The organism is Cobetia sp. D5 (genome assembly GCF_035666195.1).
GTDB classification, from domain to species: Bacteria; Pseudomonadota; Gammaproteobacteria; order Pseudomonadales; family Halomonadaceae; genus Cobetia; species Cobetia amphilecti.
This window is the reverse complement of the sequence record NZ_CP142020.1, coordinates 1,664,982-1,680,758: the sequence shown is the minus strand read 5'-3', so window position 1 is coordinate 1,680,758 and position 15,777 is coordinate 1,664,982. Positions and strand designations below refer to the sequence as shown.

At 61.0% G+C, this 15,777-nt stretch carries 13 protein-coding genes; 7 read left to right on the top strand and 6 right to left on the bottom strand.

Annotated elements, in window-relative coordinates; all coding sequences use genetic code 11:
* Positions 1-123: 123 nt before the first annotated feature.
* Together U0O11_RS07085 and U0O11_RS07080 are read right to left on the bottom strand one after the other, a co-directional pair.
* Positions 124-1,965: a dipeptidase gene (locus U0O11_RS07085; RefSeq protein WP_324692361.1), complete on the bottom strand. Its 1,842-nt coding sequence runs from the start codon at positions 1,963-1,965 to the stop codon at positions 124-126.
* Positions 1,966-2,226: 261 nt separating this feature from the next.
* Positions 2,227-3,117 carry a LysR family transcriptional regulator gene (locus U0O11_RS07080; protein ID WP_253061753.1) on the bottom strand — a complete coding sequence of 297 codons (891 nt, stop codon included), beginning with the start codon at positions 3,115-3,117 and terminating at the stop codon, positions 2,227-2,229.
* A 134-nt stretch (positions 3,118-3,251) separates the two neighbouring features.
* On the opposite strand from U0O11_RS07080, the gene U0O11_RS07075 reads away from it, so the two are divergent.
* The 3 genes from U0O11_RS07075 (at position 3,252) to U0O11_RS07065 (ending at position 7,839) form a co-directional block, all read left to right on the top strand.
* A complete protein-coding gene (locus U0O11_RS07075) occupies positions 3,252-4,367 on the top strand; it encodes a 4-oxalomesaconate tautomerase (protein ID WP_153635566.1) in 1,116 nt (371 codons plus the stop codon).
* Between the two features lie 183 nt (positions 4,368-4,550).
* The gene (locus U0O11_RS07070; protein ID WP_324692360.1) at positions 4,551-5,684 is read left to right on the top strand and encodes a tricarboxylate transporter; all 1,134 of its coding nucleotides are present in this window, start codon (positions 4,551-4,553) and stop codon (positions 5,682-5,684) included.
* Positions 5,685-5,859: 175 nt separating this feature from the next.
* Positions 5,860-7,839 carry a tripartite tricarboxylate transporter permease gene (locus U0O11_RS07065; RefSeq protein WP_043332191.1) on the top strand — a complete coding sequence of 660 codons (1,980 nt, stop codon included), beginning with the start codon at positions 5,860-5,862 and terminating at the stop codon, positions 7,837-7,839.
* 125 nt (positions 7,840-7,964) lie between these two features.
* Here U0O11_RS07065 and U0O11_RS07060 read toward each other — a convergent pair whose 3' ends face one another.
* Positions 7,965-8,912 carry a helix-turn-helix transcriptional regulator gene (locus U0O11_RS07060; protein WP_317291882.1) on the bottom strand — a complete coding sequence of 316 codons (948 nt, stop codon included), beginning with the start codon at positions 8,910-8,912 and terminating at the stop codon, positions 7,965-7,967.
* Positions 8,913-9,421: 509 nt separating this feature from the next.
* Between U0O11_RS07060 and U0O11_RS07055 the strand changes: the two genes are divergently transcribed.
* The 3 genes from U0O11_RS07055 to U0O11_RS07045 all read left to right on the top strand — a co-directional run bounded on the left by U0O11_RS07055 (position 9,422) and on the right by U0O11_RS07045 (position 12,043).
* Complete coding sequence (locus U0O11_RS07055; RefSeq protein WP_324692359.1) at positions 9,422-10,609, top strand: CNNM domain-containing protein; 1,188 nt, start codon at positions 9,422-9,424, stop codon at positions 10,607-10,609.
* 252 nt (positions 10,610-10,861) lie between these two features.
* On the top strand, positions 10,862-11,707 hold the full coding sequence (locus tag U0O11_RS07050; RefSeq protein ID WP_324692358.1) for an enoyl-CoA hydratase/isomerase family protein: 846 nt from the start codon (positions 10,862-10,864) through the stop codon (positions 11,705-11,707).
* A 93-nt stretch (positions 11,708-11,800) separates the two neighbouring features.
* Positions 11,801-12,043, top strand: coding sequence for a YdcH family protein (locus tag U0O11_RS07045; protein ID WP_324692357.1), 243 nt, complete (start codon positions 11,801-11,803; stop codon positions 12,041-12,043).
* An 88-nt stretch (positions 12,044-12,131) separates the two neighbouring features.
* Here the strand turns inward: U0O11_RS07045 and U0O11_RS07040 are convergent, their stop codons facing one another.
* Positions 12,132-12,911 (bottom strand): NYN domain-containing protein, encoded by a 780-nt coding sequence (locus U0O11_RS07040; RefSeq protein ID WP_324692356.1) that lies wholly within the window; start codon positions 12,909-12,911, stop codon positions 12,132-12,134.
* A 111-nt stretch (positions 12,912-13,022) separates the two neighbouring features.
* Positions 13,023-13,901: a LysR family transcriptional regulator gene (locus U0O11_RS07035; RefSeq protein ID WP_043332196.1), complete on the bottom strand. Its 879-nt coding sequence runs from the start codon at positions 13,899-13,901 to the stop codon at positions 13,023-13,025.
* A gap of 167 nt (positions 13,902-14,068) precedes the next feature.
* Between U0O11_RS07035 and U0O11_RS07030 the strand changes: the two genes are divergently transcribed.
* Positions 14,069-15,268, top strand: a complete 1,200-nt coding sequence (locus U0O11_RS07030; RefSeq protein ID WP_324692355.1) for an oxidoreductase — start codon at positions 14,069-14,071, stop codon at positions 15,266-15,268.
* Between the two features lie 116 nt (positions 15,269-15,384).
* Here U0O11_RS07030 and arfA read toward each other — a convergent pair whose 3' ends face one another.
* Positions 15,385-15,564 carry an alternative ribosome rescue factor ArfA gene (gene arfA, locus U0O11_RS07025; RefSeq protein WP_043332202.1) on the bottom strand — a complete coding sequence of 60 codons (180 nt, stop codon included), beginning with the start codon at positions 15,562-15,564 and terminating at the stop codon, positions 15,385-15,387.
* Positions 15,565-15,777: the final 213 nt, after the last annotated feature.

The window sequence follows — 15,777 nt, the reverse complement described above, 5'->3', positions numbered from 1 at the left end:
GATGCCTGTCGTCCAGGCAAGAGGCTATTTCAAGGGCTGTCTCAAAAGGCTATTTCACAGGGCTATTTCAATACGCCATGCAAAAGACGATTCACATGAACCCAGCCCCGTGAACCACCCCTGTTACTTGAGCGAGTCCTGATTGCCGATACGCGCCATCATCTCGGTGAACATCTGGATGTCGAGCATCAGGTTATCGACCCGCTTGAACTCCTCGGAGGTATGCCCGGTATAGGTCTCGCCCGGCATGGACGGGCCGAAGTTGATCGCATTGGGCAACAGCTTGGCGGTAGTGCTGCCCGCGGAGGAGCGCGGCTCGGCCTTCATGCCGGTGGTATCCCCGAAGATATTGAGCAGCGTCTGCAGCCAGGCACCGCTGGGGTCACGCAGCATCCAGTCGCGAATCTCGACGTTCAGCGTCATGTCCATGCCCTGCTCGCTGGCATAGGCGTTCAGCTTGTTCTGAATCGTCCGGCTCAATTCCTCAGGTGATTTCTCGCCGGCAGGCGCACGCACATTGACCGCGACCCGCAGCGCATCGTCCTCCCTGGCGAAGAAGGTCGGCGTCACCTTGAGCGGCCCCATGAAATCATGGGAATACGCGATGCCCAGCTGCTTGCCGTGATAGTCCAGCCCGTAGTTGTCGTTCAGGTAATGGATGGCATCTTCATAAGCATTGTCATGGAAATCGATGCCAGAGGTGGCGAGCAGGCCCGCAAGCCGAGTGACAGGATTGACGCCGTTGGCCGGCGCCGAGGAGTGGGCCGACTTGCCGGTCACCGTCACGCTGACCTCTTCGCCTTCCACCTCACTGGCGACGCTGAAGTCCTGGCCATGCTCCTTGACGTAGCGGCTGCCGAGCGTCTCAAGCTTGTGGCTGAGCGCCTTGGCGCCCGCTGCGTCAGCCGCGTGCAGCGTGGCAGTGGAGCGCTCCGGAATCTGGTTGGTCGCCAGGCCACCCTGGAAGTTGGTGATCGTCGGCAGAGCGTCGACTGCCTGATCAGATGACGCCTCGCCCGCCTTGGGCGTCAAGGGGAAATGCGCATCGATGGTGCCGAAACCATTCTCGGCCGTGATCGCCGGATAACCGCTATCGAGCACGATGTTGTATTCCGGCAGGTCATTTCTGGCCTTGTAGTACTTGAAGCCATCACCGCCGGTCTCTTCCGTGGTCTCGATCATCAGGCGAATGGTGCGCTTGAGCGGCACCTCATTCTCCTTGAGCGACTTCATGGCATACAGCGCCGCGGCGATAGAGGCCTTGTCATCTTCGGTGCCGCGCCCGTAGAGCTTGCCGTCGATCTCGGTCATCGCGAACGGGTCAAGATGGGTGCCGTCGTCGAGTGTCCAGCCCTCCTCGCCTGCCGGCACCACATCGCCGTGGGTCAGAATGCCGAACACGTCATCGCCAGTTCCCTCGAGCTCAACCTCGAAGACGCGATTGTCGACGTTACGGAATGTCAGGCCAAACGCCTCGGCGCGCGCCTTGATCAACTCACCGAAGCGCGCGATTTCCGGGTTCTCGAATTGCGGCTTCTCCCCCACCTTGGCGGTCGGGATCGCGACCATTTCCTTGAGCAGCGCCTGGACATCATCGCCATACTGCAGACGGTTGTAGACCCCCAGCAGACGATAGATGTTGACGAAGGCATCGCCCTCAAGCGTCTCACCGGCCTGATACTGCTCGATGGCAGCCCTGACGGCCGTGTCCTGGGAATTGCGTTCGGCAACCTGGGTCAGAAAGCCATTGAAGTCCGGCGCCAGCTCCTGCCGGCCCTGTTCGATCAAGCTGACCAGCTGGGCACGCTTGAGCGTATGTTCACCCTGCGGCGCGCGCTTGCCCGTATCATCGGCCGCCATCGGCTCGTCTGCGCTGACAGTCAGCGCGCTGCCGAGCCCGAGTGCCAGGCCCAGCGCGAGGGCCGTCTGACGAGAGGTAGCGTGAGTGGCTGTGCGGGTACTCATGGGCATGTACATCCTTGTGTTAGGCAAGACGCCACGTCGTCAATGGCCGCAGAGACAAGCGATGAAGAGAAGACCCTCACCGCCACCCGACGGCAGCTGACCACGCGACATCAAGACGGTTTCATCGGCCTTGCCGTGAAACATGAATATCTTATACACAACCATCTTATGTACTAGGCCACGCCACGCCAACCCTGGCGAGAGGTACCTGCCACTCTGCTCTCCATTGTGGCCTTGGCCCCCTCACCCCAGACGAGCGACTCAGTTCCAGCGCTTGAGCAGAATCTCGATGAACAGTTCCGCGATCGGCGACAGGGATTCACCGCGCCGCCGCAGCAGGCCAATGGTGCGGTCAATGCGCGGTTCGGGCAGTTCACGCTGACACAGCACCTCGTGTTCCGGCCCCGGCATGGCCATCGACGGCAGGATGGCGACGCCCAGCCCGCTCTCGACCAGACCCAGTGACGTCGAAAGATGCTGCACTTCGTAGAAGCCATCCAGATGCAGGCCGGCGGACAGCAGGGTGTTGTCGAGCAGAATGCGGTTGCCGCTGTCACGCGAGACCGTGATCAGGCGCACATCATCCAGGTCGCTCCATTCCACGTGCTGTTTCTGTGCAAGAGGATGGTCTCGACGCAGGGCCAGCACGAAGGGATCACGATAGATGGAAGTGAAATCCACCGCCGGATGGTGGGCACTGACCATGTTGATACCAAAGTCTGCCTCTCCCGAAACCACCCTTTCGACCCCTTCATTGGCGCTGACATCCAGGATGCGAATCCGGATACCGGGATAGGCGGTATTGAATTCGCGCACCACGCTGGGCAGGAAGTAGAAGGCTGCCGTGGGCAGGCAGGCGATGGTCAGCACCCCCTTGCGGTGGGTGGCAAGCTCGCGGACGCCGACCAGCGACGACTCATAATCTTCGAGCAACTTGCGGGCTTTTGGCAGGAAATCACGCCCAACGGGCGTCAAACGACTTCTTCGCGTGGTGCGCTCGAGCACCTTGGCGCCCAGAATTTCCTCCAGTTTCTGGATGCGGCGCGACAACGCCGGCTGCGAAATATGCAGCCGTTCTGCCGCCTCATTGAAGGAATGATTCTCGGCGACCTCGACGAACGCCGACAGATCCAGAAACTCCAATCTATGCATGCAACTACCTTATTGTTTCAGTTTTCGGATTAATGCGCACAATGATGACAGTATAGGTTTTATTTGCATTTGATGCATAGATCGTCGGCTGTGATGCTTCAGGAAGGCGCAAACAGACAGGAGCGCGTTCCAACATGATGCATTCACTTCCTTGCATGATCCTACGTGGCGGCACCTCTCGGGGTCCCTTCCTGCGTCTGGATCACCTCCCCGCCGATGACGAAGGGCGTCGCGAAGTTCTGCGTCAGGTCATGGGCTCCGGCCACGTACTGCAGATCGATGGCCTGGGCGGCGGCAATTCGTTGACCAGCAAGGTCGCCCTCGTCGGGCCGCCCAGTCATCCTGAAGCTGATGTCGATTACCTGTTCGCTCAGGTCGACGTAGAAGGCGACAAGGTCGACTTCTCGCCCAACTGCGGCAACATGCTGGCCGCCGTCGGCCCCTACGCCATCGAGACCGGCATGATTGCGCCGCAGGGCGACCTGACGCGTCTGCGGATCCACAACCTCAACACCCGCACGCTGATCGACAGCCAGGTGCCAACGCCCGGCGGCGCGGTGGCCTACCAGGGTGACACGCGCATCAGTGGCGTGCCCGGCGCCGGCAGCGCCATCAAGCTGGGCTTCCTCGGCGCGGTGGGCGCCAAGACCGGCAAGATGCTGCCCAGCGGCCAGGTCATCGACGTGATTGATGGCGTCGAGGTGACCTGTCTCGACTCCGCCACGCCGGTGGTGCTGATCGAAGCGGCAAGTCTGGGCTGGGCGGGCAACGAAGCGCCGGCCGAGATGGATGCCAACCGCGAGGCGATGGCACGTCTCGAGCAGATTCGCCTCAAGGCGGGAGAATTGATGGGCATGGGCGACGTCAGCGGCTCGGTGCTGCCCAAGCCGGTGATTCTCTCCGCCCCGCGCACCCAGGACGGCACTCTATGCGCCCGTTACTTCGTACCGCATCGCTGCCATGGCGCCCTGGCCGTCACGGGGGCCATCACGCTGGCCGTTGCGACCAGCATCCCGGGCACCTTGGCCAATCGTGTGGCACTCGCAGCCGGCACTCTTGCACCGGATAGCCTGGCGGCAAACGTTCATCTGGAACATCCCGCCGGATTTCTGGATGTCGAGGTCGAGCATGCCAATGCCGACCCGATGACCCCCAGCCGCGTGTCTCTGCTGCGCACGGCACGCAAGATCATGAGTGGCGAGGTGTTCTTGAACCTCCCCGACTCGGTGGAAATGCCTGGGCGTGCATGACACGCCAGACGACCGCACTGGCAAGCGCCATAGGCGGAGACATCGTCGACAGGCAACGAGCTGGTACTGCAGTATATTGATTTACAATGAATTTTCGCTAAACGAAATAGCCTGACTGCGCCGCCATGCAGATAGCGCATCACTGATCGAAAACGCATTCCAACAATAATCAGGAGTCAGACCATGTCCATCATCGTGTCTACCCCCAAGCGCCAGACCCTCAAGCGTCATGCCCGTACCACCGCATTGGCCTTCATGCTGCCCGTCATGGCCCTGATGCCACTGTCCTCAGCCGTTCACGCCGCGGCGGAAGTCCCTGACACCCTGACCTGGACCGTCCCGTTCGGTGTCGGGGGCGGCACGGACGTCTGGGCACGCTTCATGTCCAACTGGGTGACCAAGGACCTGCCGGGCAACCCGGCTGTCGTCATCGACAACGTCCCGGGCGGTGGTTCCATCACCGGCGTCAACCTGTTCAGCAAGCGTGCCGGCGATGACGGCGACGAGATGGTCGTCACCTCCGCCTCTACCCAGTATCCGGCCATGCTGCGCGACCGTCGCGTGCGCTATGACTATGCCGACTGGGAGCCGATCTTCGCCGCACCGACAGGAGGTGTCGTCTACGCCTCAAGCTCGCTGGGCAAGGACAGCGCCAGTGCGCTTGAGGCCCTCGCCTCCCAGGAAGTGAAGTTCGCCGGCCAGAACCCGACCGGGCTCGAGATGCCGGTGCTGATGGCCTTCGATCTGCTCGATTTCCAGGTCGACCCGGTCTTCGGCATGAAGAGCCGTGGTGAAGGCCGTCTGGCCTTCGAACGTGGCGAAGTCGCCCTCGACTTCCAGACCACCTCCGCCTACAAGAGCAACGTCACGCCGCTGGTCGACGCCGGCCAGGCCGTACCGCTGTTCAGCCTTGGCGTGATGGATGACGAAGGCCATATCGAGCGCGATCCGTCCTTCCCGGACCTGCCGACCTTCTCCGAGCTGTATCTGGCCCAGAAAGGCCATTCACGTGACGACGAGGCCTACCAGATCTTCCACAAGTTCTTCGCCTCCGGTTACGCCATGCAGAAAATGCTGCTGGTGCCGAAGGACGTGGACCCGGAACTGCTGGAGCTTTACCGCCAGGCCGCGCGTGATCTGGCCAAGGACCCCGAGTTCCTCAAGGAGGCCGCCGAGAAGGTCGGGCCCTATGGCCTGATGGTCGGCAAGGCCGCCGCGACCCAGCTTCAGGAAGCCATGCAGCTGAGCGAAGCCGAGCACGAATGGGTCAAGAACTGGCTGATGGAACGCCACAATATCCGCCTGCAATCTCGTTGAGGCGCGCAATCACACCCGTAACGGCCTGATCCCCGGGTGTGATGGGGACCCACTCACGGGGCTGCCGACCAGCAGCCCCGTGAGCCTTTCACTCCCTGCCTCACCATGCTCTCCCCGGCACCGCCTCTGAGTGTTAGAGAAGCATCTAGAGAAGAACAAGAGGTTGAGTAACGCCATGATCGACACTCTCCTGTCCAGCATTGGACACGTCTTCACGCTGACGCATCTGCTGTTCATGATGATCGGCATCTTCGTCGGCCTGCTGGTCGGTATCATTCCCGGCTTGGGCGGCATCGCCGGCATGGCCCTGCTGCTGCCCTTCCTTTATGGACTGGACCCGGGCTACGCCCTGGGCATGCTGATGGGCATGGTCGCGGTCATTCCTACCGGTGATACCTTCGCCTCTGTCCTGATGGGCATTCCCGGTTCCAGCGCGTCGCAAGCCACGGTGCTGGATGGCTTCCCGCTGGCCAAGAAGGGCCAGGCAGCCCGCGCGCTGACCAGTGCCTTCCTGTCTTCTCTGTGTGGTGGCGTGATCGGCGCCATCATCCTGACCGGCTTCATCCTCGTCGCACGCCCCCTCGTACTGGCCTTCTCGTCAGCCGAATTGTTCGTGTTGACCTTGCTGGGCCTGACGATGGTGGCGGTGTTGTCCGGCAAGAACCTGTTCAAGGGCACCGCAGCCTGCGGCCTCGGCCTGCTGGTCGGTGCCATCGGCGCCGCACCGGCGACCGGCGAGTACCGCATGAACCTGGATATCGACTATCTGTACGACGGCGTGCCACTGATCGTGCTGGGTCTGGGCATCTTCGCCCTGCCGGAAATCGTCGAGCTGCTGCTGGGACGTGGCAGTATCGCCAAGAACGGGAACACCGACCTGGGCAAGGGCTGGTCTGCCGGCATCAAGGATGTGGTCAAGAACAAGTGGCTGGTCGCGCGCTGTGCCGGTATCGGCAGCCTGATCGGGACCATTCCGGGTCTGGCGGGTTCCGTGGTCGACTGGATCACCTACGGCTTCGCGGTCAAGACCGCCAAGGACCCGAGCCAGTTCGGCAAGGGTGACATCCGCGGCGTCATCGCGCCGGAATCCGCCAACAATGCCTGCGCCTGCGGTGCCATGGTGCCGACACTGCTGTTCGGGGTGCCAGGCTCCGGCACGGCGGCGGTCTTCCTGGGTGGGCTGTTGCTGCTGGGTCTGGAACCCGGTGTGTCGATGATCACCACCAATCTGGACATGACCTACACCATCATCTGGTCACTGGCGCTGGCCAATATCCTGGGCGCGGGCCTGTGTCTGATGCTGGCGCGTCCGGTCGCGCAGCTGACGCGTGTGCCCTTCGCCATTCTGGCCCCTGCCATCACCGTGCTGATCCTGTTCGCTGCCTATCAGGCCAGCCGCTCGCTGGGTGACTGGGCCGCGCTGGGCATGATCGGCATGATCGGTGTGCTGTTCAAGAGTGCTGGCTGGTCGCGTCCGGCCTTCCTGATCGGCTTCGTGCTGGCACCGGGTGCCGAGAACTACTTCTACCAGAGCATGCAGTTCCACGGCGCCGAAGCCTTCCTGCGTCCGGGCGTACTGATCATCCTCGGCCTGATCCTGCTGGCCTTCTTCCTGCCGGTGATCCGCAAGGCGATCATGCGTCGTCGCCAGACCCATGAAGTGGTCGAGACTGCGCCGTCGCCGGAAGAGGATGTGCTGGAATCGCGTGGCTTCGGTGGCGTCGACTTCCTGCTGCTGTTGATGATGGGCGCAGCCGCCCTGTGGGCGCTCTACGACGTCAGGGACCTGATGCCGCTGGGCAAGGCCTTCCCGACGCTGGCCGCCTTCATCACGCTGCTCTCGGTGATCGCCGTGGTCTTCAACGGCTGGCGTCGCGGCATGATTCGCGTCAAGCAACCGGCCTTCAAGGCAGTGGGTGTGGTTCTTGGCTTCTTCGTGCTGATAGGCGTCAGTGCGCTGCTGGGCTTCGTCTCTACCGCCGTGCTGTTCTGCCTGGGCTTCCAGCTCACCATCGCGCGCAAGTCGCCTCTGTTCGCAGGGCTCTTCGCGCTGGGCGTGGCAGTCTTCCTGCTCGGCATGCAGGCGGCGATGAACCTGCACTACCCGACGGGTCTGCTGGATGACGTGGTGCTGCCGATGATTCCCTTCCTGTAAGGCCAGCGGGCATCACCAGCACTCGACTCTCGAGTACGATATACGCAAGCGGGCACCCATTGGGTGCCCGCTTGCGTATTGTGACAACCCCAAACCCATTGTCAGATGCTCGCCACCATCACGGTTCAATCGACGCGATGAAACCTGGCTCGTGCCGCCTGTGGCGACACCCCGAAATGACGCCGGTAGGCCGTGGCGAAGTTGCAGGCGTGGGCATACCCCACCTGATGCGCCACCTGCTGAATGCTCACCCCGCGCCGCAGGGCCTGCTCGGCACACCGCATGCGACATTCACGCTGATAACTGCCCAGTGACTGCCCGAAGGCCTGGCGAAACTTGTGGCGCAAGCCGGAGGGGCTCATGCAGGCCAGCCGCGCCAGCTCCTCCAGCGAGTGTGCGCCATGCGGCACGGCGGCAAGACGCTGGCGCACCGCCTCCAGATGTCGACAGGCGCCGTGGGGTCGCGATGGGGGCGCCAATGGCGATGCAGGGGGTGCAGGAGCTGCGGAGAACGCCGAAACCTCCTGTGCCTCACCAGCGCGGCGCTTGAGTGCCGCCCCCAGCAACTGCAGCGCGATCCCCTGCCACTCCAGCATCTCACCCTCGCAGGCGGGGGGCGCGGGGGTCTCGCACTCTCCTCGTGGGCCCTCACCATCAGGGACTCTGACACGCTCATCCAGTTGCTGATGAAGCCAGCGCCCCGGCGTCCAACCCAACGGGCTGGAATGACGCGCGCACGGCAATGCATCCCAGTTCGCCAGCCCCCGCCGTACCTGCAGGGACTGGCTGGCCTCGCCCTCCAGATGCAAGCTGATACAGCGCAGGCGGCCTTGAGGGTGATAGCTCTTCAGCGTCGGCGGCGCAGACTGCGTTCTCGCCGGGCGAAAGATCCCCCCTTGCCCCGCGGACAAGTCGATCCCCGCGCCGTCCAGGCCTGATAGCGTCAGTCGCCCTTCCAGCACCAAGCAGAGATAGAGACCCTCATGAAACTGATGCTGGCCGTGATAGGCGCGTGACACCTCTAGATCACACAGCGTCAGATGCGCGTCCCGCCAGGGATGCAGGTTCCGCACCTGCCCCTCGCAATGCGGATATTTCGCTGCTCGCCAGCCTCGCCGCTCGCTGAGCGATGAAGGGCGCTGTTGAGGTGGGGCCATGACGCGGCGTGTAATCCGACTGTCGGCTATGTCTCCAAGCGGCTGTGACATGTCGCTGCAAATCCCTGCAATGTGAATCCTGGTGAAGGCCTACCGCCTGCTGCGGGTCGCACTGACGGCTGAAGGGTCGAACGGTGCCACTCAGCGGCCATGCCAGGCCGTGGCTTGCGAATACGGCTGGCGCCCACAAAATACAATGATTACCGAAAGCAAAACAATCTCATTACCATATAAGTATTGCATCTTGTCTCATGTAAAGCCCTTTTCCCTCTTGCAGCCCTCTTGCATCCCTCGAGTCAACGGCACTTTGTGGCACAGGCTGGCAAGCTTGGCCAGCAGGCTGAAAACTCTGCGAGAATTCACGGGTTTGACAGTGCTGCGCCTTATGTCACTAATGGATGCCTTTCCCCCAAGGAGCACGCCTCATGTTTCTGTTGATCCTGTTTGCTGCCATCGCGATTGGCATCTCATTCATCTGCTCCGTGCTCGAGGCGGCGCTGCTGTCGCTCTCCCCCAGCTATGTGGCAAGCCTGAGAGACCAGCACCCCAAGCGCCACGCCGCACTGGCCAAGCTCAAGGACAATATCGACAAGCCGCTGGCCGCCATCCTGACGCTCAACACCATCGCGCATACCGTCGGTGCCACGGGGGTGGGCGCGCAGGTATCGGTCGTCTTCGGGGAAGCCTGGGTCGGCGTGGCCTCGGCGGTGATGACGCTGCTGATCCTGGTGGCCTCGGAAATCATCCCCAAGACCATCGGTGCCACCTACTGGCGTCAGCTGTCGCCGATGCTGCCCGGCGTGCTCAATGCCATGGTCATCGCGCTCAAGCCACTGATCTGGCTGTCGGAGTTGATCACCTCGCGCATCGGCAAGGATGCCCATGACATCGATGTGCGTGGCGAGATCAAGGCACTGGCCCAGATGGGGCTCGACAAGAAAGCCCTGGAAAATGATGAACAGCGCGTCATCACCAACATCCTCAATCTGCATGAGATGAAGGTGCGTGACGTGCTGACGCCGCGCCCTGTCTGCCAGACGGTCAGTCCCGAGATGAGCGTGGCCGAATTCAATGACCAGCTGACGGTCTGGCCCTTCAGCCGCTACCCGGTGATGACCGACGATGAGCGAACGCTGGGCATGATCCATCGGGCCGATGCCCATCAGGCAGAGCCCACCACGCCGCTCAAGGACCTGATGCGCCCGATCAGCGAGCTGCACGCCGAAGACAACGTCGAACATGCCTTTGGGCTCATGCAGCGCGAACGACAGCATCTGTGCGTGGTCTACGACAACCTCGGCAACTGGCTGGGTGTCATCACGCTGGAAGACGTGATGGAGACGATTCTGGGCGAGGACATCATCGACGAGACGGACAACGTGGCCAATCTGCGCCGCTTTGCCCGCCAGCGCTGGACCAAGCGTATCGGTGCCAACACCTCAAGCACCCAGCCTTCCGCTGCAACGGCGACTGGTGAAGGTGCTGTCTCGGACGATGAAGCTGGCTCTGGTGAAGGTGCTTTACCCGTCTACGAGCACACCGAGAAAGATGCGGGCTCAGCCAATAACTCTGCCAAAGGGCCTGCCAAGAGCGCCGATGACAGCAAGGGCTAGGCTCGTCCCTCCACGCGTATGACCCGCTCGAAGGCAAAAGTCCCGTGAAAGTCGTTGCCAGATACGACTATCGCGGGACTTTTTTTATTGGCGGCTGTTGATACCGCCTGATAACCCATTGATTCCTCTTGCGAACCCCGACTCTCAATCAATCGAATAATTTCTTTCTTCCAATCTCTCGGTAATCAATCCCCGGACTCGGTGCTAACGTTAATCACACACGACGAGCAGTGAACGAACCGAGATAACATAATGATATACAAGAAATTTACGACGTTCCGCACTGAACAGAAAGGCGCCATTCTGTATGTGACCTTCGATTATCCGCCGGTCAATATTCAGGACATTCCCATGCTGGCCGACCTGACCATGCTGTCGCAGAAGCTCGAGCGTGACAGCGACACCAAGGTGGTGGTCTTCCAGTCAGCCCATCCCGAGATCTTTGTCGCCCATGCCGACGTGGACTTCCTCAAGGACATGTCGACTCATGCGGTCCACCAGGGTGAGGTCAAGCTGCTGGACCTGCAGGTGGTCCTCGAGCGCGTAAGCCGCCTGCCCCAGGCGACCATCGCCAAGATTGAAGGTTTTGCCCGCGGCGGTGGCCACAAATTTGCCCTGGCCTGTGACATGCGCTTCGCCGCACGTGGCAAGGCCCGTTTCATGCAGATGGAAGTCGCGATGGGCATTCTGCCCTGCGGGGGTGGTGCCTCACGCATGGCACGTCAGGCAGGCCTTGGCCGAGCGCTGGAAATCATCCTCAGCGCCAAGGACTTCGATGCCGATCAGGCCGCCGAATACGGCACCATCAATCGTGCGCTGGACCCGCAGGAGATCGGTCCCTTCGTCGACTCGCTGGCCGAGCGAATCTCCTTGTGGCCATCAGCCGCCATCAACGCCTGCAAACAGGCCGTCTACGCCTCCATCGACAAGCCCATCGAAGACGCCTTGAAGGAAGAGGCCTATTGGCTCTATCAGGCCACCAGCCAGACCGCCGCCATCAAGCGCTTCCAGAATGCCTATGACAGCGATGTCGAAAACGACATGACCGCCCAGCGCAACTGGGACCAGATCGTGATCGACGTCCAGTCCATCGTTTGAGAATACGTCCTGCAACGTAAGCAAGGATGCCCTTTAGGGGAGTGGCAACACTCCCTCTTTTTGGATTCTCCCACCCTATTTCGGAGCCACACCATGCATATCGATGACCACTCCCTGTGCAACGACTTCCCTCAGCAACGTGAACTCATTCTGCGCCTGATCAATGGCAATGAAGAGTTTGCCCGCATCGCGGAAGCCTATACCCGTATCGATATCGAGATTCACGCCCTGGAAGTCGATGAATCGTCGATCGGCGATGACTCCATGCACCAACTCAAGCACCAGCGCAGCCTACTCAAGGATGGCCTGTACGAGCGAATGATGGCGGCTGAGTAAAGCGACGACTGCTCATTACCTGAAAATAGCGGCCGATTATTATCCATCGGCTTGTGTGACTGACTACCTCTATCATTAGATTGCCTGATCAGCTGGCCTTTGCAGGCCGGCTACTCTTTTTTCGGATATAGAAATGCATACTCCCCCCTTTAACAGGCCTACGGCATACATCCAGATAATCCAGTTTCTGAATCATCGCTCCAAGCTTGCTGGCACCATGATCAGACGGCTTCAAGTCGGGCATCTTCTTCTTTAGATAACTTCCTACTGCTGATAAGGAAGTCCAGCCATCTTTCTGCTGCAGTTCATTCACCGCATTCAAGATATGCGACCTCAACTGCCTCTGTGCCTTGGTCGGCTTGACGAGGGCTACCGGCTCAGCGGCCGGCTTGCTGACGGGCATGGCCGGGACGGGCTTCTCAGCCACCTTGCGCAGCCCTTCGCTGTAGATGAACTTGTCACAGGCAGACACGAAGGGCTGAGGTGTCTTGTCTTCACCGAAGCCATATACCAGCATGCCGCTCTCTCTCAAACGAGCCGCCAGCCGTGTAAAGTCGCTGTCCGAAGAGATGAGGCAGAACCCCTCCACGTTCCCCGAGTACAGCAAGTCCATGGCATCGATGATCAACGCAGAGTCAGTTGCATTCTTGCCCTGGGTATAGCTGAACTGCTGAACCGGATGAATGGCATGACGCAGAAGATGCTCTTTCCATGGCGCAAGATTCGGCGTCGTCCAGTCTCCGTAAGCCCGCTTGATGGTGCTGACACCCAGTTTTGAAATCTCTGCCAGCAGCGCTTCGCAGATAGCAGCCTGCGCATTGTCAGCATCAATAAGTACCGCCAATCTATTGCGTCCTATCTGTGACATGTATCGCTCCATGATGTACGTCACTGAAATCCTGTTATCTCTCCTTGGGATAATATGTCATGTAATGACCTTGATGCTCACCAGATAAGTCATACCCTTAGCAAACGCCTCCTAGCCGGTTTCAAATCCCTCTATCAAGGCATCCATCAAAACCCTCACTCGCCGAGGAAGAATCTGCGTCTCCGGGCGGACGATGTAGATGCTGGTATCTGCGCCGTCCCCACGTATGTCTTCCAGCAGCGGGAGCAAGCGTCCAGAAGCCAGGTCATCGGCGATCAGGTAGTGCGGCAGACAGGCAATGCCGCGACTGCCCAGACAGGCGGCGTGCAGGGTTTCCAGAGAATTGGAGAGGAAGCCGCAACGCATGTCGGGCAGTGACTTGAGCCCCCAGGCGTTGAACCCGCCGGGAAGATTCAGGATCAGGCTGACATGCTCCGCCAGCTCCGGCACTGAGCGCGGCGTGCCGTGGCTTGCCAGATAGTCCGGTGATGCACAGATGACGCGATGATTGGTGGCCAACCGCCTGGCGATCAGGCCGAGCTCGGGCTGTGCGGTGCTGCGTATCGCCAGATCCATCCCTTCATGGACCAGGTCGACCACCGCGTCCGACAGCGTCAGGTCAACGATCACCTCGGGATAGCGCTCCATGAAGCGCAACAGCAGGGGCATCACCTGCAGCTTGCCCAATGCATTGGAACACGAGAGGCGAATGCGCCCCTTGAGCGCGCCGCTGCCTTCGGCGATCTCCTGTTCTACATTGCGCAGGCGCTCCTGCAACTCGCGCGTCTCCAGGGCATAAAGCTGCCCCGCTTCACTCAAGCGCATCTGCCGAGTGGAGCGAATCAACAACTGGGCACCAAGACGCTGCTCCAGCTGCGCGATGCGCTTGCTGATCGCGGAGTGGGTAATGCCAAGCTGGCGCGCCGCCCCGGTGAAGGTGCCGGCGTCGACGACGGCGTGAAAGATGTCGAGGTCCGTATGCGTTTTCATATGTTCCATTTGCTCACGGATACTGTGCGCGCACAACGGATTATCACCGTCCGCAAGGCATGTCACCCTGTCATCAGTTCCTGAAATGACAGATTTAGTGCCACATTGCTCGCCATATCCCTTGCCACATCTTTTACTTAACGCGCACCTAGAGAGACATCGCCACCATGACAGACCAGCCGACAGCCTCCGCCCTGTTCACCCCTTTCACGCTGCCAAGCGGCCGGGTGCTCGCCAACCGAATCGTCAAGGCTGCGATGTCGGATTCTCTCGGCGATGGCACGGGGCACCCCAGTGAGGCACAGCTGCGCCTTTACGAGCGCTGGGCAGAGGGTGGCGTGGCGGCGTCACTGGTCGGTGAGGTACAGCCTGATCACCACCATGCCGAGAAACCGGGCAATCTGGTGCTCAACGCGCAGTCGGATCTCGCAGCCTTCACGCAACTGGCCCAGCGCGGTCAACAGCACGGTGCAGACCTCTGGCTGCAGCTCGGCCACGCCGGTGCGATGGCCTACCCACCGACCAGCACGGCGCACGGCCCCAGTGCCCTGGATATTCCCGGGCTACGTTGCGAGGCCATGAGCCTTAAGGCCATCAAGGCATTGCCCGCGGCCATGGCAACGACGGCGCGCCTGGCCCGTGACGCCGGATTTGGCGGAGTACAGGTGCATGCGGCACACGGCTTCCTGCTCAGCCAGTTTCTGTCTCCCCTCTTCAATCAGCGCACGGATGACTACGGCGATAACCTGGAGAACCGCATGCGGCTGATGAGGGAAGTGATCATTGCCGTGCGTGAGGCCGTCGGCCACGACTACCCGGTCATGGTGAAACTCAACTCCAGTGATCAACTGCAAGGCGGTTTCGAGGAGTCCGAAGCGTTGCAGGTGATAGCGGCACTCGATGAGTTGCCCATCGATCTGATCGACATCAGTGGCGGCACCTACTTCCCCGGCGCCAGCTCGGCGTCGGATGCCAGCGCCAGCGGCCCCTACTTCGTCGAATTCGCCAAGCGTGCACGCGAGGTAACGACCCTGCCCCTGATGGCAACCGGCGGCTTCAAGACACTCGCGCAGGCCGAAGACGCCGTGGCACAGGGCGCCGTCGACCTCGTCGGCCTGGCCCGACCACTGGCGCTGCACCCGTCACTGCCCGCCCTCTGGCAGGCCGGAGAATGCCCCGCGCCAGAATTCCCGCGTTTCAGCGCGCCGCCTGAAGGCGGGGTGACAGCCTGGTATACCCTGCGCCTGACCCAGCTGGGGGAGGATCGTGAGCATGAATCACTGGGCGAACTGGAGACGGTGCTGGCCGACTATGAAGCCCGCGACGCCACACGCGCCGAGACCTGGAATGCGCACTTCTCTAACTGAGTCGCTTTCAGTAGGACAGACGCAGAACGCCGCAGCGCTGACGCTGCGGCGTTCATGTTTCAGTCCCTTGCAGTGATGCATGTCAGGTCGTGGGAAACCGCACCAATGAAGCGTCTTCAGGCAGCGTTGTGCACACTGACTGAAGGCGCTTCACTGCCGCCCCTGTTTCCCTGCGACTTGCCCTGGCGCTGATAGCTGCCCTTGCCCTTGCGCGCCTTTACCACGCGTTGCTTGAACATCGGGGTACGCAGCGCCGCCTTGAGCGCGTTGTCTTGCACCTTGCGCTTGTGAGTCATGGTGTCTTCTCCTGTAGCTTCTCTATCGCCAGTCCAGTATACGCCCTTTCGGCATGCAGAGTGATCAACCTCCGCTTCCCCCCTCGTCGCTGGCCTGGTGAGTGAATAGCCCCGCGAATAGTTCTGCGAATAGCCCAGCAGATCCTCTAGCCCTCCCCACCAGCGAATCCTCCAGCAAATCCTCCAGCGAGGATCATTCGATAATCTGGCGCC